Annotated in this window: 22 protein-coding genes; 12 read left to right on the forward strand and 10 right to left on the reverse strand. The window is 67.3% G+C overall.

Annotated features, from left to right (window positions below; all coding sequences use genetic code 11):
- Positions 1-207: 207 nt before the first annotated feature.
- The 10 genes from AC3WQY_RS23720 to AC3WQY_RS23765 all read left to right on the forward strand — a co-directional run bounded on the left by AC3WQY_RS23720 (position 208) and on the right by AC3WQY_RS23765 (position 4699).
- Entirely contained in the window at positions 208-645 is a 438-nt protein-coding gene (locus AC3WQY_RS23720) for an excalibur calcium-binding domain-containing protein (RefSeq protein ID WP_492711046.1), read from the forward strand.
- Positions 646-748: 103 nt separating this feature from the next.
- Entirely contained in the window at positions 749-1282 is a 534-nt protein-coding gene (locus tag AC3WQY_RS23725; RefSeq protein ID WP_492711047.1) for a hypothetical protein, read from the forward strand.
- A 45-nt stretch (positions 1283-1327) separates the two neighbouring features.
- Positions 1328-1978 (forward strand): class I SAM-dependent methyltransferase, encoded by a 651-nt coding sequence (locus AC3WQY_RS23730; protein ID WP_492711049.1) that lies wholly within the window; start codon positions 1328-1330, stop codon positions 1976-1978.
- Between the two features lie 75 nt (positions 1979-2053).
- Positions 2054-2215: a hypothetical protein gene (locus AC3WQY_RS23735; RefSeq protein ID WP_492711050.1), complete on the forward strand. Its 162-nt coding sequence runs from the start codon at positions 2054-2056 to the stop codon at positions 2213-2215.
- A 13-nt stretch (positions 2216-2228) separates the two neighbouring features.
- Positions 2229-2525 carry a hypothetical protein gene (locus AC3WQY_RS23740; RefSeq protein ID WP_492711051.1) on the forward strand — a complete coding sequence of 99 codons (297 nt, stop codon included), beginning with the start codon at positions 2229-2231 and terminating at the stop codon, positions 2523-2525.
- Between the two features lie 54 nt (positions 2526-2579).
- Positions 2580-2852 carry a hypothetical protein gene (locus AC3WQY_RS23745; protein WP_492711053.1) on the forward strand — a complete coding sequence of 91 codons (273 nt, stop codon included), beginning with the start codon at positions 2580-2582 and terminating at the stop codon, positions 2850-2852.
- Positions 2849-3244, forward strand: a complete 396-nt coding sequence (locus tag AC3WQY_RS23750; protein ID WP_492711055.1) for a DUF1801 domain-containing protein — start codon at positions 2849-2851, stop codon at positions 3242-3244. The genes AC3WQY_RS23745 and AC3WQY_RS23750 overlap by 4 nt, the downstream gene beginning before the upstream one ends.
- 78 nt (positions 3245-3322) lie before the next feature.
- A complete protein-coding gene (locus AC3WQY_RS23755; RefSeq protein WP_492711056.1) occupies positions 3323-3847 on the forward strand; it encodes a hypothetical protein in 525 nt (174 codons plus the stop codon).
- Positions 3848-3867: 20 nt separating this feature from the next.
- Positions 3868-4305 carry a DUF1801 domain-containing protein gene (locus tag AC3WQY_RS23760; RefSeq protein ID WP_492711057.1) on the forward strand — a complete coding sequence of 146 codons (438 nt, stop codon included), beginning with the start codon at positions 3868-3870 and terminating at the stop codon, positions 4303-4305.
- Positions 4306-4324: 19 nt separating this feature from the next.
- Positions 4325-4699, forward strand: a complete 375-nt coding sequence (locus AC3WQY_RS23765) for a VOC family protein (protein WP_492711059.1) — start codon at positions 4325-4327, stop codon at positions 4697-4699.
- Between the two features lie 67 nt (positions 4700-4766).
- Here the strand turns inward: AC3WQY_RS23765 and AC3WQY_RS23770 are convergent, their stop codons facing one another.
- From AC3WQY_RS23770 to AC3WQY_RS23780, 3 genes are read right to left on the reverse strand one after another with little or no spacing between them, the layout of a single operon-like run.
- Positions 4767-5960 carry an alkane 1-monooxygenase gene (locus AC3WQY_RS23770; RefSeq protein WP_492711061.1) on the reverse strand — a complete coding sequence of 398 codons (1194 nt, stop codon included), beginning with the start codon at positions 5958-5960 and terminating at the stop codon, positions 4767-4769.
- A gap of 46 nt (positions 5961-6006) precedes the next feature.
- Positions 6007-6432, reverse strand: coding sequence for a DUF3224 domain-containing protein (locus AC3WQY_RS23775; protein WP_492711063.1), 426 nt, complete (start codon positions 6430-6432; stop codon positions 6007-6009).
- A gap of 28 nt (positions 6433-6460) precedes the next feature.
- Positions 6461-7357: an MBL fold metallo-hydrolase gene (locus AC3WQY_RS23780; protein ID WP_492711064.1), complete on the reverse strand. Its 897-nt coding sequence runs from the start codon at positions 7355-7357 to the stop codon at positions 6461-6463.
- 114 nt (positions 7358-7471) lie between these two features.
- Here AC3WQY_RS23780 and AC3WQY_RS23785 point away from each other — a divergent pair, with 114 nt between their 5' ends.
- Positions 7472-8383 carry a LysR family transcriptional regulator gene (locus AC3WQY_RS23785; protein ID WP_285235000.1) on the forward strand — a complete coding sequence of 304 codons (912 nt, stop codon included), beginning with the start codon at positions 7472-7474 and terminating at the stop codon, positions 8381-8383.
- On the opposite strand, the gene AC3WQY_RS23790 is transcribed toward AC3WQY_RS23785, so the two are convergent.
- Complete coding sequence (locus AC3WQY_RS23790; protein WP_492711066.1) at positions 8380-9159, reverse strand: substrate-binding periplasmic protein; 780 nt, start codon at positions 9157-9159, stop codon at positions 8380-8382. The genes AC3WQY_RS23785 and AC3WQY_RS23790 overlap by 4 nt on opposite strands.
- 147 nt (positions 9160-9306) lie before the next feature.
- Between AC3WQY_RS23790 and AC3WQY_RS23795 the strand changes: the two genes are divergently transcribed.
- Entirely contained in the window at positions 9307-10998 is a 1692-nt protein-coding gene (locus AC3WQY_RS23795; RefSeq protein WP_492711067.1) for an AMP-binding protein, read from the forward strand.
- Between the two features lie 67 nt (positions 10999-11065).
- Here AC3WQY_RS23795 and AC3WQY_RS23800 read toward each other — a convergent pair whose 3' ends face one another.
- The 6 genes from AC3WQY_RS23800 to AC3WQY_RS23825 form a co-directional block, all read right to left on the reverse strand.
- Positions 11066-11800 carry an OmpA family protein gene (locus AC3WQY_RS23800; RefSeq protein ID WP_492711068.1) on the reverse strand — a complete coding sequence of 245 codons (735 nt, stop codon included), beginning with the start codon at positions 11798-11800 and terminating at the stop codon, positions 11066-11068.
- A 352-nt stretch (positions 11801-12152) separates the two neighbouring features.
- Positions 12153-12986, reverse strand: coding sequence for a hypothetical protein (locus AC3WQY_RS23805; RefSeq protein ID WP_492711069.1), 834 nt, complete (start codon positions 12984-12986; stop codon positions 12153-12155).
- A 343-nt stretch (positions 12987-13329) separates the two neighbouring features.
- Positions 13330-16038, reverse strand: coding sequence for a M16 family metallopeptidase (locus tag AC3WQY_RS23810; protein WP_492711070.1), 2709 nt, complete (start codon positions 16036-16038; stop codon positions 13330-13332).
- A gap of 89 nt (positions 16039-16127) precedes the next feature.
- Complete coding sequence (locus AC3WQY_RS23815; protein WP_492711071.1) at positions 16128-16850, reverse strand: site-2 protease family protein; 723 nt, start codon at positions 16848-16850, stop codon at positions 16128-16130.
- A gap of 23 nt (positions 16851-16873) precedes the next feature.
- A complete protein-coding gene (locus AC3WQY_RS23820; RefSeq protein ID WP_492711072.1) occupies positions 16874-17770 on the reverse strand; it encodes a DUF2167 domain-containing protein in 897 nt (298 codons plus the stop codon).
- Positions 17771-17940: 170 nt separating this feature from the next.
- A complete protein-coding gene (locus AC3WQY_RS23825) occupies positions 17941-21498 on the reverse strand; it encodes an indolepyruvate ferredoxin oxidoreductase family protein (protein ID WP_492711073.1) in 3558 nt (1185 codons plus the stop codon).
- Positions 21499-21522 lie beyond the last annotated feature (24 nt).

The raw sequence follows: 21522 nt of genomic DNA on the forward strand, positions 1-21522 counted from the left end.
CTCTTTCTCATGGGCTCCTCGGGGGATGGAGCCATCTTCTCTTGGAATCAGTGTCTCGAAGAATCCGGGCAGGTCACTACCTTTTCGCTCTATGCTTTGCCGCCGTCCGGTTCGCGTGGGCTGCGTGATGGCGACCCTAACTCTTGACCGTGCAGGCTTGGCGGCGCAGCCGTCGGCGCGAGTATCTAAACCCAACTGCCCGCCCGCATGACATCCATGCTTCGAGTCACGTCCCGCTTTTTTGCGTACTTCACCGCGGTAGCAAGCCTGTTGCTCGCCGCTTCCGGCGCCAGCGCCATGCCAGCAAACAAGTGCGTGGTGGATGGCACGGTCACCTATCAGCAGGGCCCCTGTCCGTCCTCCAATCAGGTTCGCAAAGTTCCGACCCTGGAGGAACTGAATGCCGTGGAGAGAAAGCGCCGTGCGGCAGCTGCGCCAAGCGCTCCCACCAAGGTCGCCCCTGCTGCCCTTGCTGCCCCTGCCGATCCTGCCCCGGCCCATGCTTTCAGCTGCGACGGCCGCAGGTACTGCTCGCAAATGAGGTCCTGCGCCGAAGCAAAATACTTCCTGGCCAACTGCCCCGGCGTGAAGATGGATGGCGACAGGGACGGGATCCCCTGCGAGGAGCAGTGGTGTCCCGGTTGAAGTACGCGTACGCAGATCGCCGACGATGGGCGGCCCAGCGCGCGCCCGTCCTGCGACGCGAGCGCGGCCCTGTGCCCTGTTCAGAGATGAGGCGGTGCCACTGATGCGATGGCTGCTAGCTCTCCTGCTCGGTCTGGTGCTGGCCGCCGCCCACGCCGCCGAGCCCGTCACCAACTTCAACGTCGTGCTGCTGCAGCCGAGCGCGGTTCTGGAAGCCCGTGTGGCAAGCGTCGATGCGCTCGCTGAGTACATCAAGGCGGTGCAGGTCGCATTGCGCGAGGCGGTGGCGGGCAGCGAGGCTCAGGAAAAGACGAGGCAGTCGGTGGGCGGCTTCATCGTGCTGGCGGTTCGGCCCGGCCTGCAATCCAGGGTCTGGATCGATTTCGATCAGTTGCTGGACCTGGAAGTCAGGAAGCAGATCGCCCTCAAGGTCGGCGCCGTGAAACCCTTCGAGGCGCGTGAGGGCCCCGTCGTGTTCGCGCTCAAGGTGGCCTTGTGGGATGGCAAGGAATCGAAACGAATCGCGCCCTTGCCGGCCGAGTGGAAGCGCAGTGCGGCGGCTGCTTCAGGAGCGGCAGCGCCGGGCGCGGCGCCACCGGAGGTCGGGGCCCTGGTCGAAAGCATCTGGAACGATTGAGGCCGCAAGCAGCAACGCCACACCATGTCATCCTCTGCCCAGCAAATGCACAGCTACTACGCCGCCCGCGCCGCCGAGTACGACGCCGTCTATCGCAAGCCGGAGCGCCAGGCCGATCTGCGCGCCATCGAGGCCTGGCTGCCCGCGCGCTTCGATGAGGGCAGGGCCGTGCTGGAGGTGGCTTGCGGCACCGGCTACTGGACCCAGTTCATCGCCGCCAGGGCGTCGCGAATGCTTGCGCTCGATGCGGCACCCGAGACCCTGGCGATCGCAAAGACCCGAGTACCCGACGACAGGCGCGTCGAGTTCGTGGTGGGCGACGCCTACGACCTGCCCAAGCGCGGTGGCAGGTTTTTCGACGCCGCCTTCGCCGGCTTCTGGTTCTCGCATGTGCCCAAAGGCCGCCGCAGGGAGTTTCTGGCCGGGCTGACCGAGGCCGTCGAACCCGGCTCGCGCATCGTCCTGATCGACAACCGATTCGTCGAGGGCAGCAGCACGCCCCTGAGCGAACGCGATGCCGAGGGCAATACCTATCAGCTCAGGACGCTCAATGACGGGTCCAGGCATCGGGTGCTGAAGAACTTTCCCAGCCAGGCGGAACTTGAGGCCGCCATCGAGGGCTTGGGGACAAGCCCTGTTTTCACTGAGTGGCAGTACTTCTGGGCCTTTGAATATGTGGCGGCGCCTGGGCGCTAGCGTCAGCGGGCGAACTTGCGCGTCAGGGCGGGCGCGCAGCTCACGGTTCGTTCAAGCATTGAGTGGAGAAGACACATGACATCGAGAACTCGCAAGCTGGCGGCCAAGGTTAAGCGCGCGCTCGGTGAGCACCGCGCGAGCACGGGTGAAGCGGCAGGCTTTGCCTACGCGGCCAACCTGTGGTTCTATCTGGTCGTGATCGTCGCCGGCTTGCTCTATGGGCTGTACTTCTCATAGGCGGAGCACCCCCATGCTTCTCAAGACCAGACCCTGTCCCAGCTGTGGCGCGCCGCATGGTCACTCGGCCTGGGCCGAATCGAACTCTTCGTTGGTCCGGCCGCTGCGCTGCAAGCAGTGCGCACAGTTCTTTCACCAACCCGGTCTGCGCAAGTGGTTCTGGTTCTGCGCGCTCGCTTATCTGCCCGTCATGCTCGTCTGGGCCTTCCATTGGGCGCTGGGCCTGCTTGTGCTGGTGCTTGGCGTGTTGTTGATGATTGCCACGCTCAATCGTCGCAACCCGCTGGCGGCCGGACCGAAGCATGGCTAAGCTGTCGAGTCAGCGCACCGTGCAACACTGCGCCGAGCTGGAGGTCATTTTTTGATGTCGACTCTTCAAAAAGCAGCGCCCACGAAGAATTACTGGTTCCCCGCCAAGCGCTATGGCTGGGGCTGGGGTGCGCCCTGCGCCTGGCAGGGCTGGCTTGTGATTGCGATCTTTCTGGCGCTGCTGGCCGCGGGCGCGCTGCTATTGAGAGCGGAGCAAACGCCGCTGCTCTTCATGGCCTATACGGCGGCCCTGGGCGTCGCGCTGCTGGCTGTCTGCTGGCTCAAGGGTGAGCCACCGCGCTGGCGCTGGGGGGCGACCAACCGATGAAGATGATCCTGACCCCGGCCACCACGGCCGATGAATACGTCGCGTACCTCTCCGGCTGGCAGCGCCGCTATGTCGAGGCCTTGCGCGATACCGTTCGCGCCAGCGCGCCCGAGCTGGAGGAGCGGCTGAAGTGGGGGCATCTGGTGTTCTTCTCCGCCGTCGGTCAAGGCCCGGTGCTGATCATCCGTGCCGAGCCCGCGCGCGTGCTGTTCGCCTTCTTTCGCGGCCAGCGCCTGCGCCATATCGAGCCGCGCCTCAAGCCGGGCGGCAAGTACGAGCTGGCGACGCTGGAGCTGCGCCAGGACACGCCCCTCAGCCGGGAGACGGTGGTGCAGCTCTGCGTCGAGGCCGCGCGCCTGAGCAGTGGCGATGGCGGGCCCCGCGCTGGCTGAGCGGGCGAGCGCCAGAGGATGCACGATGAGAAAGTCATTCTTGGCTGGGGCCAGAAAATGTCGCTGACGCGCCGCTGCATGCTCACGAGTCCGCTGGCGCTTGCCGGCCTGGCAGCGCGCGCGCATGCGCCGCCGCGCTCCAACTTCATCATGGGCAGCTATCGCGAGCGGCCCAAGGCGCTGAAGAGCCTCACCTTTCCGCGCCTGCATCTCTATGACGCGGCCGGGCGGCTGTTGCCGCGCGAGCAATGGGCGCCCGAGCTTGCCGAGATCCAGCGCCACGCGGGCGAGGCCTTCTGCTGCGTCTCCGATCAGCCCGCGCCGGCGGATGCTTCGGCAGGGCCGCCGGCGGATTGCAAGCGGCTGGTGTACGGCGAGCGCATCGAGGAGCACTTCGTCGGGCTCATCAGCGCCAAGGGCGAGCCGCTGCGCTATGCGGATCTGCCGGCGCACAGCTTTCTCTTCGTCGAGTATTTCGCCGACTGGTGCGCACCCTGCCTGCCCGCGCGCCGCGCGCTCGAAGCTTTCTTTTCCGCGCCAGGCGCGCGCGACTATGTCGGGCTGCTGGTGGATTTCAGTTTTCTGTCCAAGACGAAGCAATGACGATGACGAGGGGATCCACGATGCCAGCCAGCAAATCCAGATCGGCCGCGGCCAAGCCGGCCAAGGCGACCACGCCGGCCGCAGCGCCCGCTGCCGCCGAGTCTCCGGCCGCATTGATTGACGCCAAGATCCAGGCGCTGGGTGATTGGCGGGGCGCCTTGCTGACGCGGCTGCGCGCGCTGATGCGCGAGGCCGACCCCGAGGTGGTGGAGGAGTGGAAGTGGAGCACACCGGTGTGGTCGCATGGCGGCATCATCTGCACCGGCGAGAGCTACAAGGCGGTGGTGAAGATGACCTTCCCGAAGGGCGCATCGCTGCCCGACCCCGCGCGCCTCTTCAACTCAAGCCTGGAGGGCAATGTGCGCCGCGCCATCGACATCCGCGAGGGCGAGGCGCTGAACGAGGCGGCGCTGAAGGCGCTGATCCGCGCCGCGGTGGCGCTCAATCTGCGGGCGTGACTAAGAGAGGAAGGCAGCCATGAATCTCGGCACCGTGGAGCTCAAGGCCTTCGTGCCGGCGCGCGACTTCGAGCTCAGCAAGCGCTTCTACCAGGCCATCGGTTTCACCATGCCCTGGTGCGACGAGGGCCTGGCCTATCTGCATGCGGGCGCCTGCAGCTTTCTGCTGCAGAACTTCTACGTGGCCGAGCTGGCCAGCAACTTCATGCTGCACCTCTCGGTGGAAAAGGTGGACGACTGGCACCGCAAGCTGCTGGAGGAGGACATCCCCGCCCGCTTCGGCGTGCGTCTCGGCGCGCTGGAGAACCAGCCCTGGGCGATGCGTGATTTTGTGCTGCACGACCCCAGCGGCGTACTCTGGCGCATCTCCGAGAACCTGCCCAAGCCCGCCTGAGAAGCGAAGAAGGACGAAGGCCCATGCTGCATGAGCCGCGGCTCTGCTTGATCGGGACGAAGAAGCCCTAATCGACGCGCTGGCCCCAGCGCTGCAACAGCGCGTCGCGCCGGCTGGGCTGCAGATTGGCGCGCCGCGGGTCGCCGCCGTAATGCCTCAGCACGCGTGCATCCATCACGCGGAACCACAGCGGCGGCAGATAGGCCAGCATCAGCATGGCGGCATAGCCCGAGGGCAGTTGCGGGCTCTGCTCGAAATGGCGCAGCGCCTGGTAGCGTCGGCCCGGGTGGGCATGGTGGTCGCTGTGGCGCTGCAGCTGGTAGAGAAAGAGATTCGAGACGCGGTGGCTGGAGTTCCAGGAATGCTCGGGGGCGCAGCGCACCGGGCGGCCGGTGTTGGCGTCCAGCGGGCGCAGCAGGCCGTAATGCTCGATGTAGTTCACCACCTCCAGCAGGCTGGCGCCGTAGAAGGCCTGCACCAGCAGGAAGGGCAAGGTGGCGCCCAGGCCCAGCCAGATGCACAGGGCGCCGTACAGCAGCACGGTCATGGCCCAGGCCTGCAGGCATTCGTTGCGCCAGTGCCAGGGGCCCAGGCCCAGCCTGGCCAGGCGCGTGCGCTCGATCTCCCAGGCCGAAACCAGGCTGCCCCACATGGTGCGCGGCAGAAAGGCCCAGAAGCTCTCGCCCAGGCGGGCGCTGGCCGGGTCGGCCGGCGTGGCCACGCGCAGGTGGTGGCCGCGGTTGTGCTCCACATAGAAATGCCCATAGGCCACCGGCGCCAGCGTGATGCGCGCGAGCCAGCGCTCCCAGCGCGGCAGCTTGTGGCCCAGCTCATGGGCGGTGTTGATGGCCACGCCGTTGATGCCGCCGACGCTGAGGATCAGGCCGGCCCAGCCGAACAGGCTCAGCTCCTGCGTGGCGGCGATCCAGGCGCCGTGCAGGGTGAGGCCGAACTGGAAGGGCACGAAGGCCACCACGATGGCGCGGTACCAGCGGTCCTGCTCCAGCGCCGGCACGGCGGCATCGGGCGGATTGCGTGGGTCGGCGCCCAGCAGCCAGTCCAGCAGCGGGATCAGCCCATACATCACCGCACTGCTGACCCACAGCCACGCTTCGTGTCCGCTGAGCTGGTACTGCACCAGGTTCAGCCACACCAGGCCCGGGAAGGCGGGCGAGAGCAGCCACCACCAGCGGTAGCGGTCGCGCCAGGCGCCGCCGGCCGGGGCGGCGGGGAGGGTGTTGCTGCTGCTACTGCTGCTCATGCGCCGCATGCTGCGCGCGGCGGCGGTGCGGGTCAAGCTGCGGCCGTTACGGAGCCAGGCAGTACTTCAGCTCGTAATGGTGCACGCCGGCCTCGATGCGCAGCAGCAGCGCGCCGCTGATGCCGGCCAGCTCGCCCTGGCCTGAGCCCGGCACGATGGCGATGCGCAGATCCTGCTGGCCCTCGCTCATCAGGCCCAGATGCGCCAGCGCGAAGCTGCCGCTGCGGCCCTGCAGCTGGCCCACAAAGGATTCCAGCGCGGTGTAGGCGGCCGCGCCGGCCTGCGGCTGGCCAGCCGCCAGCATCTCGCCCAGGGCCTGACCCTGCAGCTCGCCCTCGTAGCGCTTGTCGAGGCTGCGCCTGAACATGGGCGTGCCGCCGGCGGGGGCGGGCATGGCCTCGGGCGCGCCGATCTTGACGCTGAACTGGCCGCGGGCGGTGTGCGGGCCGGTGGGAGTGGTGGCGCTGCTCATATGGATGCCACCATAGCAGAAGCCTAACTCACCACTTCATCTCGCCCTTGTTGACCTTGGCGCCGATCTCCAGCGCGATGCCCAGCCCGGCCTGCGGGTAGGCGGCCTTCATGGTGGCGATCAGCGCGGTGGCGTCGGCGGCCTTGGGCAGCTCGGCCTCGAAGCGCTGCAGATAGGCGCGCGTGTGGTTCACGGCGCTGAGGCCCTGCGGCGTGCCGGGCAGCATATGGCCGGGCACCACCACGGAGGGCTGCAGGGCGGCGATGCCGTCCAGCTTGGCGAGCCAGGCGGCGCGCTCGGCCGCGGTCTGGGTGTCGGCGGTCCAGGCATGCAGATTGCCGAACACATTCACGCCGCCCACCACCGCCTTGATGGACGGGATCCACACATAGCTGCGATGCGCCAGGCTGTCGTCCAGGCCGCGGATCTCCAGGGTCTGGCCCTCCAGGCTCAGGCTGTTGCCCGCCAACGCCTCGGGCAGCACCGGTTGGCGCGGCGCATTGGCGCCCAGGCGCGGGCCCCAGACCTGCAGCTTGGTGGGCAGGGCGGCGGCCAGCTTCTTCAGCGTGGGCGCGGCGGCCACGATGCGGGCCTCGGGGAATTCGGCGTGCAGCACTTCCAGGCCGAAGTAGTAGTCGGGGTCGGCGGCGCTCACATAGATGGTGCTGAGCTTCTTGCCGCTGTCCAGCACGGCGGCGGCCACGCGCAGGGCGTCGGCGCGGGTGAAGCCGGCGTCCAGCAGGATGGCCTCCTTGGCGCCGCTCACCAGCACCGAGTTCACATGGAAGCTGGCCGGGCCGTGGTTGATGATCTGCAGGCTCAGCGGCGCGGGCGTGCCGCTGCCCTGGGCCTCGGCGGCCAGGCCGCTGCTCACCAGGGCGGCGGCGAGCAGGGGGCGGATGAAACGGGGCAGTTGCTGGTTCATGGTGGTTTGCTTGCTTCGGTTGCGGGGTGCAGCGAACTTTATTTGCGCATGATCCGTAGATAAATACCTTGCGCGTAGACTGTTTGTTGCATCAATCGAGCAAATGGACGGGCGATGGACAGACTCAAGGCGGCCCAGGTCTTCGTGGCTGTGGTGGAGCGCGGCAGCCTCACCGCGGCGGCCGAGGCCCTGGGCCTTTCGCGCGCCATGGCCAGCCGCCATCTGGAGGCGGTGGAACAATGGCTGGGCGCGCGCCTGCTGCAGCGCAGCACCCGGCGCCTAAGCCTCACCGACGCGGGCGCCGAGGCCCTGCCGCGCTGCCGCCAGCTGGTGGAGCTGGCCGAGGAGGCCGAACAGGCCGCCAGCGCGCGCCAGCTGAGCGTGCATGGGCGGCTGCGCGTGGCGGCCTCGATGTCGTTTGCCCAGCAACACCTGGCTCCGGCGGCGGCGGCCTTCCTGGCCCTGCATCCGCGCACGCAGATCGAGGTGCTGGTGTCGGAGCAGGCGGTGAACCTGGTGGAGGACCGCATCGACCTGGCGCTGCGCATCAGCAACCAGCTCGACCCGGCCCTGATCGCCCGCCGGCTGACGCTGTGCCGCTCGGTGCTGTGCGCCGCGCCCGCCTATCTGCGCGAGCATCCCGCACCGGCGCAGCCCGGCGAGCTGCTGGCCCATGCCTGCGTGGCGCATGCGCGCTTTGGCAGCGAGGCCTGGTCGCTGCAGAACGCCCAGGGTGAGCGGCTGCTGCAGCCGCTGCCGCCACCGCGCCTGCTGGCCAACGAGGCCTTGCTGCTGCAGCAGGCGGTGCTGGCAGGTGCCGGCATCGGCCTGCTGCCCACCTATCTGGTGGGCCCGGCGCTGGCGGCCGGCACGCTGCTGCGCGTGCTGCCCGGCTGGGAGCCCGAGCAGCTGGGCGTGCACGCGGTCTACACCAGCCGCCGCCACCAGCCGCTGCTGCTGCGCAGCTTCGTGGACTTTCTGGCCGAGCGCTTCGACCCGAGCCTGCCCTACTGGGACCGACTCTAGTTGCCCGTGCAGGCGGCGCGCGGCAGCCCCGATTGCTCGAGCAGGCGCTCCATCGTGCCGTCCTTCTGCAGCGCGCGCAGCGCCTGCTGCAGTTCCTCCACCCTGGCCCTGGGCATGCCCGGCGACGCGGCCAGCCAGAGCAGATCGGATTCGACCGGCGCCGACAAGGCCAGCGCCGCGCGCTCGATGCCGCGCGCCTGCAGGGCCAGCAGGGTGGTCTCCTGGTTCGCGTAGATCGCGTCCACCATGTCCAGGCTCAGCATCTTGGCCATGTCCTCGAAGGAGGTGGCCTCGGTGATGCTGGCGGCCTTCAGGTTCGCACCATAGGGCGTGGCGCGCAGCACCACCAGCCGTGCGCTGGCCAGGGTCTGCTCGTCGAAGCGGTGCAGGCGCTCGCGCAGCGCCACAAAGCCCATGCTGCGGCAATAGAGCTTGCCGATCCACTGGTACTTCGCCTCGCGTTCGCTCGAGCGCACCAGCGGGATGATGAGGGCGTTGGCCTCGCGTGCGGTGATGGCCTGGGCGCGCGGCCAGGGCACGAACTCGACCTGGCCGGCATGGCCGCTGCGGGCGATCAATTCCAGCGTCAGGTTGACGAGCGGCCCGGGGGCGTCGCGGCCGCTCTCGATCGTATAGGGCGGGAAATTGCTGGTCAGCAGGCGCAGCGGCGTGGCGGGCGGCTCGGCGGCGGCCGCGGCCCAGAGCGCCAGCAGCGCAAGCGCGGCGGCGGCGGCGCGCCGGGCCAGCCCTTCGACCTTGCTACTGATGGATGCCATTGCCATACCGCCCCGAGCATTGTGGAGCGCATCTTACGGCGCCATAAGGCAAGCGGGGCGACTTGGCATCGGTGTATGCGCCTAGGCACGGGCCACCCCGGGGCTCTCCATAATCGGCCCACCACAGCTGGATGATGAACCCCGACCATGCCGAATCAGCGCCTGATGCTCGACTACGTCTACGAACATGAGGCCGCCCAGCCCGACAAGATCTATCTCACCCAGCCGGTTGCCGACGCAGGCGGCAGCCGCACCATCGACTACAGCTGGGCCCGCACCCTGGACGAGGCGCGCCGCATGGCCGCCCATCTGCGCAGCCTGCAGCTGCCCGCCGGTGCGCGCATCGCCATCCTCTCCAAGAACTGCGCCCACTTCATCATGGCCGAGCTGGCGATCTGGATGGCCGGCGGCACCACGGTGTCGATCTTCCCGACCGAGACCGCCGAGACGGTGCGCTTCGTGCTGCAGCACAGCGAGGCCAGCCTGCTGTTCGTCGGCAAGCTCGATACCTGGGCCCAGCAGGCGGCGGGCGTGCCCGCGGGCCTGCCCTGCATCGCCTTGCCGCTGGCGCCTGCCGGCACCGGTTTCGACACCTGGGACGACATCATCGCCCGCACGGCGCCGCTCACCGGCCGGCCGCAGCGCGCCGGCAGCGAGCTGGCGATGCTGATCTACACCTCGGGCTCCACCGGCGAGCCCAAGGGGGCGATGCACAGCTTCGAGCGCATCACCCGCGCCACCGAGCTGAGCGTGGACTTCGTCAAGACCCTGGTGCCCGACCTGCCCGAGCAGCGCGTGCTGTCCTACCTGCCGCTGGCCCATGTCTACGAGCGCGCGGTGGTGGAATGCTCGTCGCTGGTCTATGGCCACACCCATGTGTTCTTCGCCGAATCGCTGGACACCTTTGTGCAGGACCTGCAGCGCGCCCGCCCCACCGTGTTCTGCTCGGTGCCGCGGCTGTGGCTGAAGTTCCAGCAGGGCGTGTTCAGCAAGATGCCGGCCAGGAAGCTGGACCGGCTGCTGAGCATCCCGATCCTGGGCAATGTCGTGCGGCGCAAGGTGCTCAAGGGCCTGGGCCTGGATCAGGTGCGGGTGGCGATGAGCGCCTCGGCGCCGATCCCGGCCGAGCTGATTCGCTGGTACCGCCGCCTCGGCCTCAATTTGCTGGAAGGCTATGGCATGACCGAGGACTTCGCCTACTCGCATGCCTCCACGCTGGCACTGAATGCACCGGGTTATGTGGGCGTGCCCATGCCGGGCGTGGAGGTGAAGCTCAGCGAGGAGGGCGAGATCCTGGTGAAGTCGCCCGGCCAGTTGCTGGGCTATTACAAGCGCCCCGATCTGGACGCGCAATGCTTCACCGCCGACGGCTACTTCCGCACCGGCGACAAGGGCGAGCGCCGGCCCGACGGCCTGCTCAAGCTCACCGGCCGGGTGAAGGAGTTGTTCAAGACCGCCAAGGGCAAGTATGTGGCGCCGGCGCCGATCGAGAACCGCATCAACGCTCACCCCATGGTGGAGATCACCCTGGTCTCGGGCGTGGGCCAGCCGGCCGCTTTCGCCCTGGTGGTGCTGGCCGAAGACCTGCGCCCCAGGCTGACGGAGGCCGCCCTGCGCGCCGAGGTCGAGCAGCAGATGGCGGCGCTGCTGCAAAGCGTCAACGCGCAATCGGCCGACTACGAGCAGCTGCAGATGCTGGTGCTCAGCACCAGGCCCTGGACGATCGAGAACGGCTGCCTCACCCCCACCATGAAGATCAAGCGCAGCCGCATCGAGGCCGAGGTGGCCGCGCGCGTGGAGGGCTGGTACGCGGCGGGCGCGCGGGTGGTGTGGGCGTAGGCGAGCGCTTGGGGCACCTTGCCGACGTTGGATAGCGGCTTGGGCCCAACGACCTTTCCTCTCCCGTTCAGCGCATCACGATCAATTGAACACGCCTGTTCGTGCTGCGGCCTTCGCGGGTGCTGTTGTCGGCCAGGGGCGCAGATTCGCCATAGCTGATTGTTGCCATGCGCGCCAGGGGCAGACCGGCGCGGGCCAGGTGCAGGCGCACCGCTTCGGCCCGCTTGAGGCCCAGTTGCTGGTTAATTGTTTCGCTGCCAGTAGCGTCGGTGTGGCCCTGGATTTCGACGAACACGGGCTGGTTGTCGGCCTTGAGCTTGGCGACGAGTTGATCGAGTTCCTGACCGGCCTGCTCGGTGAGCTGGGCGCGGCCCGAGCTGAACTTGATCTTGTCATCGGTCAGCAGGGCGCTCATCAGCAGGCCGGGCGGCGCGGGCAGATTGTTGGCGGCCTGGGCTCGCGCCGCAGCTTCCTGCTGCAAGGCCAGGAGGCGCGTCTCGCTGCCTTGCAGTCGGCCATCCAGAGCCTTGAGGCCGTCGTCATGCGCCTGAACGCGGGTGCCGAGACCTTCCACGCTGGTCTGCACCGGAGCGACGGTCTCTCTGACGAATTCCTTGGTGGCGCAAGCGCTCAGCAACATGACGCTGCTGGCGACGATTAGGGGTGAGAGTCTCGACATCGGTGGATTCTTGAGGAAGAAAGAAGTGTGCGACTCTAGGCATTCCTCCAGGGGAGGTGGTAAGCGGCTGTACGCAATCCTTGCGTCATTAACAGGGCCGAACAAAGTTTTACCGTTCTGCACTACCGGGCCACGGCGATACGGCGCGATGGGCTAGTTCGACTAGGTTGTTCAGAAGCTGCGGCTCACCAGTGCCCGCTCCTGGCCGAGAGGCAGCAATCAAGATGCGTGCGTCGAGCCGCAGTCCCCGCTGCACATCAGTTGCTCGCAATCGCGATGTCGTCTCCTGGCTGACCCTGGCCATGCGCCGACGGAGGAACAAGTGGTCACTGCAACTGTCAGTGAACGTTCGTCAGAACGTCATGCGACTATGTATGCAGTTATGTCGTCGGACTGCCCGCAGGATCTTCGCTGGGGCGAAGGAGGATGCTGCCACCGTCGCCAGGGCACTGGCGATTTCCCGGTTTACAGCGCCTCAGTTCGAATGGCGCCGGCGCGCCACCATGCACATCAGGCTGAACAGGCCAAGGATGCTTAGTGTCAGCGTGCCCGGTTCGGGCACCGGGGGAGGCGACACAGTCGCAAAATCCATCGAGAAATCAATCGATTCCGCCTGTCCCGGACTGCCGGACACGGGATTGAAATTGAAGATCGCCTGCATCGCAGTGATGCTCGAGAAATCGGCACCTGTACCTGACTTGGTTCCGAGCAAATTGATAAGGGCGAAGTTGAAATAGAAGTCGGTGGGGCCGGCGACTGCTCCTGCCTGCGACATGCAACTGCTGTCAGCCGCGCTGCACACGGGTATTGCGCTGAAGGTGAAACTTGTCCAGTCGGTCGCGCCCGAGAAGAACTGCAGCGTGAACGGGAAAGAGGCATCTGAGCGCAGCATTGTGAGCTTCAGGCTGTCTGCAACGGCTGAAAAGTCGACGGGTGCGAACCCGGTCCGATTGATGCCAAGGTCAGCATTCGTCAGGTCGAAGCCGGTGACGCTGCTGCCATCCCAGCGTAAAGCGCCAAAACCAACGACGCCGGCGTCGTTGGCGAAGGAAAACCTTGAACCCGAGACGCCGGCGCGCGTACCGTTGAATTCGTCAGCCCCACTGAACGCGTTGACGTAGACCTCGCGTTCCCCGCCGATGATGGTGCTGGGATCGAGCGGGGACCTTGTCGCAGACGAACTAGCGATGCCGTTCGAATTGTCTTGCGCAACGGTTTGCGAGCGATCGAAGTTGTCGATCAAAGGGAGTGCCGACGCGCCACGGGCGAACGCCAGGAACATAGCAGCAAAAAATGCGACCTTGACCATAACGGGACTCCCTTCGGACTATGGAGAGTGGTTGAGTCTGACGAGAATGCCGCGCACACTCAACCAGGGGATGTCCCGCGAATTGTGTTCTCGGATATCGAGCTGAGCAATCGCGAAGCTGTAGGTCGTCGACGACCGCTCGTGGCAGCTTGCGTGAGCTGATCGCGCCAAGGTGAATGCTGTAATCGGCACTGAGCCCCCAGTCGGCCTGATCACCGCCGGACCATGAGGCAGGAATGCGCCGGCTCCAATCCGCTACGCCGCGCCATCAGCGCTGGCCCCAAAGAAAAGGCCGGGCGCTTTTGCGAGCGCCCGCCCGTCCTGGTGACGTGTCGCTAGCGCGTTATTTGAAGTCGCCCACGAACACGAGCTGGAAGTCTTCCAGCTTGAAGTACTTGCGCAGCGCGCCGTTCACCTGCTCCAGCGTCAGCTTGGCAATGGCGTCGTCGACCTGCTGCGACTTGGCCATGGTGCGGCCGAGGAACTGGTTGCCGGCGAGTGCGCGCACCAGGCCGGCGTCCTGCGCGCGGCCGAGGCGGCGTGCGTTCAGCATGGCCTGCTTGCCGGCATCGAGCTCGGCCTGGCTGTAGCCGTCCTTGAGGGCACGGGCCACTTCCTCGCGCAGCGCCTGCTCGACCTTGGCACGGTTCTGCGGCGCGAAGATGGCGCCGACGTTCCAGGGCGAGTTGAGGTCCTTCTGGCCCCACATCAGGTAGGACCAGACGCCGTAGCTCAGGCCGTCCTTCTCGCGGATGCGCTTCCACAGGCGCGAATCGCCGCCGCTGCCCAGCAGGTAGTTGGCCAGGGCCACGGCCGGGTAGTCGGCATGCCCGTCATTGAGCGCCAGCGGCATGCGGCCGGCCAGCACCGCGTTCTGCTTGTCGGGCGCCGGCACCAGGCTCAGCTTGCCGGGCTTGGCCACGCTCGGGAAGGGCACGCGCTGGTAGTCGGCCTGCGAGCGCCAGTCGCCCAGCGCCTCGCTCACCGCCTGCTTGAGGGCCGCGGCATCGAAGTCGCCCACGGCGGCGAACTCGGCGTGGTTGGCGCCGTAGAAGCGCTGGTGGAAGGCGCGCAGCTGCTCGATGCTGACGCCCTGGGCGTCGGCCGTCATCTGCTCGAAAGTGCGGGCCAGGCGCACGTCGCCGGGCGGGTAGTCGCCGTTGAGGGCCAGCGCCACGCTGGTCTCGGCCATCGCTTCGGGTTCGTCGCGCTGGGCCTTGATGCTGGAGAGCATCTGGGCGCGCACCTCTTCGAGGGTCTCGGGCGCGAGGCGCGGCTGGCGCAGGATCTGCGCGATCAGCCTGGCGGCCTCGGCGGCATGCTGGCGCTTGGTGACCCAGGCCACCGTCACCTGGTCGGGGCCGGGCTGGATCTGCAGCTCGACCTTGAGGCTGTCGAGCTTGTCGCGCAACTGCTGGCGGTCCAGCGTGGCGGTGCCCTTGTCCAGCACATAGGCCAGCGCCTCGGCGGCGGCGCGCTGACCGCGCAGGCTGTCGGCATCGCCGTAGCGCAGGGTCAGGAAGCCCTGCACCGCTTCGCCGCGCGTGGGCTTGGGCAGCAGCGCCAGCTTGAGGCCATTGGCGAGGGTGCTGGTCTGGGTGAGCTTGTCGATATTGGCCGGCGTGGCCTCGAAGGCCGCCACCGCAGCCTGCGCCGCCGCGGGCACGAAGCTCTTCATCTGCTCGTCCACCTTCACCAGCGCGGGCGCGGGCGCGCGCAGCGCCTTGTCGGTGGGGATGTACTGGGCCAGCGTGCGGTTGGCCTGGATCAGGCGTTCGTTGGCGACGCGCTGCACGTCCTCCAGCTTGAGCGCCTTGATGCGGTCGCGCAGCAGGAAGAACATGCGCCAGTCGCCCTGGCTGACGGTCTCGGAGAGCGCGGTACCGACCTGCTCGGGATCGGAGAACTGCTGCTCCCAGCGGTTCAGCCAGCGCTGCTGGGCGCGCTTGAGCTCCTCGGCCGTGATGGGGTTCTGCGCCAGGCCCTCGATGACCTTGAGCATCTCGCGGTTCATCTCGTCCAGCGAGGCATCGGGGGCGATGTCGGCGCCCACCATCATGAAGCCGGGCTCGGCCAGCGCCATGCTGAAGGCGCTCACCGAGGAGGCCAGCTTGGTGTTCTCCACCAGCTGCTTGTGCAGGCGGCCGGCGGGCGGCTCGGTGAGGATCAGGTTGAGCACCTCCACCGCCGCATAGTCCGGGTGCGGGCCGGCCGGCACATGGTAGGCCGCGGTGGCGCTGGCCACGCCGCCCAGGCGGCGCACGGTGACGCTGCGCTCGCCGTCCTGCACCGGGTCCACGGTGTAGAAATGCGGCAGCTTGCGCTTCGGTGCGGGCAGCGCGCCAAAGCTCTGCTGCACCCAGCCGAGCACCTTGGCGGCATCGAACTTGCCGGAGACGATCAGGGTGGCGTTGTCGGGCTGGTAATAGCTGCGGTAGAAGCCCTGCAGGCGCGGGATGTCGACGTTCTCGACGTCGGCGCGCGCGCCGATGGTGCTCTTGCCGTAGTTGTGCCACTGGTACATGGTGGCCAAGAGGCGCTCGAACACGATGTTGCCGGGGTTGTTCTCGCCCATCTCCATCTCGTTGCGCACCACCGTCATTTCGGTGTCGAGATCCTTGCGGGCGATATTGCTGTGCACCATCGCGTCGGCCTGCCATTCGAGATACCACTTCAGGTTCTCTTCGTTGGCGGCAAAGCTGGCGAAGTAGTTGGTGCGGTCCAGCCAGGTGGAGCCGTTGGCGCGCAGGCCGCGCTTGCTGAACTCGGCCCAGGGATTCTTGTACTTGGGCGAGCCCTTGAAGATCAAATGCTCCAGCAAATGGGCCATGCCCGTCTCGCCGTAGTTCTCATGCTTGGAGCCGACCCGGTAGGTCACGTTCACCGTGGTGCTGGGCTTGGAGGCATCGGGCGCCAGCAGCACCTGCAGGCCGTTGGGCAGGCGGTACTCGGTGATGCCTTCGACGGCGGTGACGGGCTTGAGCCCCTGGGCGCTGAGCGCGCCGCCGACCAGGCCAAGGCTCAGGGCCAGGGTGATGCGTAGCAGTTTCACGGGAACAGGCTCCAGATAAGCGATGCGAGCGGGAGGGTAACAGCGGGCGCTTGGCCGGCCAGAAGTGAGGGTCGTGAGGGGCGTGCGGGTCAGTGCGGCAGGGCGTTCGTCAGCATCTCGTGCACGTCGTGCGTCATCACCGCCAGGAAGCCGGCCAGCGCCAGGTAGTAGCTGCCGTATTCCCATTTCACCGCGGCCGGCACGGCGTAATAGCTCTGCGCCTCGGGGCTGTCGCTGCGGTACTTCCAGGCCTTCCAGAGCTGCGGCCAGGCCATGATGGCGATCAGGATCAGCATCGGGCTGGGCCGCCAGAGGAACAGCGCCACCAGCATCGGCACGCCGAGGAACCAGATGCGCGGCGAGAGCACGGCGGTGATGCGGCCGCCGTCGAAGGGCGAGAGCGGGATCAGGTTGAAGAGGTTCAGGAAGAAGCCGCTGTAGGCCACCGCCAGCAGCCAGTCGACATGCCAGTTGCGCGCCGCGAAATAGACCAGCACCGCGCCCACCGTGCCCAGCAGCGGCCCGCCCAGGCCCACATAGGCCTCGGTCTGGGCATCGTGGGGGAGGTCCTTGAGTTCGATCCAGGCGCCCACAAAGGGGATGAAGGTGGGCGCGCCGACGTTCAGCCCCTTGTGCCGCGCCGCGAGGTAGTGCCCCATCTCATGTACGAACAGCAGGGCCACAAAGCCCACCGCATAGCGCCAGCCATAGATCCAGGCATAGACGACGACCGAGATCAGCATGCTGCCGCCCGAGGCGAGCAGCTTGCCGAACTTCAGGCCCGAGAACAGCAGCAGCAGGAGCTTGATCATGGGGCGATTGGATCAGGGCCGGTTCAGGCCTTGGACTTCCTGCCGAAGAACCTGGCGATCGCGCCGCCAAAGGCCAGCACCGCGATGAAGATGATTTTGGCGAACTTTGCCACGAAGGCGAAGACCACCGCCAGCAGGCCCAGCTTCTTGGCGCCCACGCCCAGCACGAGGGCGGCGAGGCCGTATTCCGCCACCTTGTCGGTGGAGGCGTTGAAGTCCGTGTAGCGCTTGCCGTCGAGGAACTCCAGCGCGCCCAGCAGATCCTGCGCATCGCCCTTGTGCTGCGGCAACTCCTTCAGCCCGGTCACCAGATTGAGGCTCAGATAGCCCTCACGGCCCAGCGCATAGGTGTTGTAGTTGACGCCCTGCTCCTCGCCCTCCGCCGCGCCCTTGTGACGCGAGCTCATCGCCCAGACCAGGCGGTGGGTGTCGGCCGCATAGGCGGGCTTCTCGGCCCAGCCGACGATTTCCAGCGCCGCCATGCCCAGTTTTTGGCGTTCCTCGTTGGAGGCCTCGGTGCCCTCGCGGTAGCTCTTCAGCAGCTCGTCGGCATTCCAGTCCCTGGCCTCGTCGTCCTTGATATAGCCGGCCGGCTCGAAGCGCAGCGTGGCAAACCAGGGCGCATCCCCGCTCGGGAACACCAGGCCCAGCAGCTCGCTGTAATCGCCCGGGTTGCCCATCGCGCGCATCAGCCTGGCCGCCTGCGGCTGGCCGATGAAGACCCGGCCGGCGGGCAGCTTCAGCACCGCCTGGCCGCCCAGGGCAATGTCCTTGGGGCCGGGCTGGCCGGCCTGCATCGACTCGGCGAAGACCTGCTTGGGATCTTCGGCCGCGGGCGCCTGCGCGCGGGCCAGCAGGCCGACGCAGCCGAGCATGATGGCGGCCAGCAGCGCAGGCCAGCGCTTGTTGTTGCTGTTCATGGATGGATCCTCCCTGGGCGGGCAGTCTAGATGCGCGGGCCCGGTGCTCGGGGTCCCCACAAACCCGTGGCACCCAAGAGAGGGTGGGGCGCGCCCTGGCGGCGCCCACAACGAAAAAACCCGCCGGCCTTGCGGCACAGCGGGTCCCGATCAGGTCGGTGATGCTCGGCTTACGCCGCGCGCCACTGCCCCATCAGCGTCTGCCACTTGGCCTTGGCGGCATGCAGATGGCGTTCCTTCACATGGCCATAGCCGCGGATCTCCTCGGGGATGCGGGCGATCTCGGTGGCCAGGGCGAGGCGCTCGGCCGTCAGGCCCTTGGCCAGGATGGCCTCGATGCTCTCGCGGTACTCGCCAATCAGCGCGCGCTCCATCTTGCGCTCCTCGGTGCGGCCGAAGATGTCCAGCGCCGTGCCGCGCAGACCCTTGAGCTTGGCGAGGATGCCAAATGCGGGGCGCACCCAGGCACCCATCTGCTGCTTGACCAGCTCGCCCTTCTCGTTCTTCTTGGCCAGCAGCGGCGGGGCCAGGTGGTGCACCAGCTTGTAGTCGCCTTCGAACTGGGCCGCGATCTTGTTGAGGAACTTGGCGTCGGTGTGCAGGCGCGCCACCTCGTACTCGTCCTTGTAGGCCATCAGCTTGAAGAGGTAGCGGGCCACCGCCTCGGTCAGCTTGGTCGAGTTGAGCTTGCCCTCGGCCGCGCGCACCTTCTCGACGAAGGCCTTGTACTGCTCGGCATAGGCGGCGTTCTGGTAGTCGGTGAGGAACTCGACGCGCTTGGCCACCAGCTCATCCACGCCGGGGCGCTTGATGATGTTGATGACCTGGGTGGCGGCGTACAGGCCCTGCACCGCGGCCAGATCGACGGCGCAACGGCGGCCCCATTCGAAGGCGGCCTTGTTGTTGTCGATCTGCACGTTGTTGAGCTCGATGGCGCGCATCAGCGCCTGGTAGCTCAGCGGCACGCGGCCCTTCTGCCAGGCGTAGCCCAGCATCAGCGGGTTGGTGTAGAGCGAGTCGCCCAGCAGCTTGACGGCCACTTCCTCGGCGTCGAACATGCCCAGCCCTTGCTGGCCCGCGGCCTTGCCGACGGCGGCCTCGCAGGCGGCGCCGGGGAAGCTCCAGTCGGCGTTGTTCACCAGCGTGGCGGTGGGCGAGCCATGCGTGTTCAGGGCCACAAAGGTGCGGCCCTCGCGCATCACGGCCAGCGAGGCCTTGTTGGCGGCGACGATGGAATCGCAGGCGATCACCAGATCCGCCTCGGCGGTGCCGACCTTGGTGCAGTGGATGTCGTCCGCATGGTTGGCGATCTGGATATGGCTCCAGGTGGCGCCACCCTTTTGCGCCAGACCGGCCGCGTCCTGGGTGATCACGCCCTTGCCTTCCAGGTGCGCGGCCATGCCCAGCAGCTGGCCGATGGTGATCACGCCGGTGCCGCCCACGCCCGCCACCACGATGCCCCAGGCCTTGTCGGCGTTAGGCACATTGGGCAGGGGGATGGCCGGCAGCGCGGTGTCGAAGGGGCTGCGACGGCTTTCCTTCTTGGGCTTCTTCAGCTCGCCGCCCTCGACGGTGACGAAGCTGGGGCAGAAGCCCTTCACGCAGGAGTAGTCCTTGTTGCAGGTGTTCTGGTTGATCTGGCGCTTGCGGCCGAAATCGGTCTCCAGCGGCTCGACCGACAGGCAGTTGGATTGCACCGAGCAATCGCCGCAGCCCTCGCACACCAGCTCGTTGATGACGACGCGCTTGGCCGGGTCCACCAGCTTGCCGCGCTTGCGGCGGCGGCGCTTCTCGGTGGCGCAGGTCTGGTCGTAGATGATGGCCGTGGTGCCGGGGATCTCGCGGAACTGGCGCTGGATCGCGTCCAGCTCGTCGCGGTGGTGCACGGTCACGCCGGCGAGCAGCGAGACGCCGTTGTACTTGCTCGGCTCGTCGGTCACGATCACCAGCTTGGCCACGCCCTCGGACGTGAGGCTCTGCATGATCTGCAGCACCGTGTGGCCCTCGGCGCGCTCGCCCACCTGCTGGCCGCCGGTCATCGCCACGGCGTCGTTGTAGAGCACCTTGTAGGTGATGTTCACACCGGCGGCAATGCTCTGGCGGATCGCCAGCAGGCCGCTGTGGAAGTAGGTGCCGTCGCCCAGGTTGGCGAAGATGTGCTTCTCGTTCGTGAAGGCCGACTGGCCCACCCAGGGCACGCCCTCGCCACCCATCTGGGTGAAGGTGGCGGTGTTGCGCCCGGGCATCCAGCTCACCATGTAGTGGCAGCCGATGCCGGCCACGGCGCGCGAGCCCTCGGGCACGCGGGTGCTGGTGTTGTGCGGGCAGCCGCTGCAGAACCAGGGCGTGCGATCCGCGCCGCCGGCGGTCTGGGCCTCGGCCTTGAGTGCGTTTTCCTTGGCATCGATGATGGCCACGCGTGCATCCAGGCGCGCCGCCACCTCGGCGTCCACACCCAGCTTCTTCAGGCGCTTGGCGATGGCGCGCGCGATGATGGCCGGGGTCAGGTCGGCCTGCGGGCGCAACAGCCAGTTCTTGCTCGGGTTGGGCAGGCCCCATTCGCCACCCATGCCGCCCTCGGCGTCGTCGTCGAACTTGCCCAGCACATGCGGGCGCACGTCGGGGCGCCAGTTGTAGAGCTGTTCCTTCACCTGGTACTCGATGACCTGGCGCTTCTCTTCCACCACCAGGATTTCCTGCAGGCCGTCGGCGAAGTCGCGCGTGATCGAGGCCTCCAGCGGCCACACCACATTGACCTTGTGCAGGCGGATGCCGAGGCGGCGGCAGGTGTCGTCGTCGAGGCCGAGGTCGTGCAGCGCCTGGCGCGTGTCGTTGTAGGCCTTGCCCGAGGCGATCAGGCCGAAGCGGTCCTGCTTGCTCTCGATGACGTTGTAGTTGAGCTTGTTGGCGCGCACATAGGCCAGGGCAGCGTACCACTTGTGGTCCATCATGCGCGCTTCCTGGTCCAGCGGCGGGTCGGGCCAGCGGATGTGCAGGCCGCCCTCGGGCATGGGGAAGTCGGTGGGGATGATGATCTTGACGCGGTCCGGGTCCACGCTCACCGAGGCCGAGGATTCGACGATCTCCTGGATCGTCTTCATGCCCGACCACAGGCCCGAGAAGCGGCTCATCGCGATCGCATGCAGGCCCATGTCCAGGATGTCCTGCACGCTGGACGGGAAGAACACCGGGAAGCCAGCGGCCTTGAAGACGTGGTCGCTCTGGTGCGCGGCGGTGGAGCTCTTGGCGATGTGGTCGTCGCCCGCCACGGCGATCACGCCGCCATGCTTGGCGGTGCCGGCCATATTGGCGTGCTTGAAGACGTCGATGCTGCGGTCCACGCCCGGGCCCTTGCCGTACCAGATGCCGAACACGCCGTCGAACTTGTTCTTCTCGGGGAACAGGTCGAGCTGCTGCGTGCCCCAGACGGCCGTCGCACCAAGCTCCTCGTTGACGCCCGGCTGGAACACGATGTTCTGCTTGGCCAGATGCTTCTTGGCCGCCTGCAGGGCCTGGTCGTAACCACCCAGCGGCGAACCGCGGTAGCCCGACACAAAGCCCGCGGTGTTCAGCCCCGCCATCGCATCGCGCGTGCGCTGCAGCATCGGCAGGCGCACCAGGGCCTGCACGCCGCTCATGAAGGCACGGCCGTGCTCGAGCGCGTACTTGTCGTCCAGCGTGACCTTTTCCAGCGCGCGCAGGATATGTTCGGGTAGCGGTGCATTCATCGGGGGAACTCCAGAGGGTGGGCG

It is taken from the genome of Roseateles sp. FW301-B2 (genome assembly GCF_058788955.1).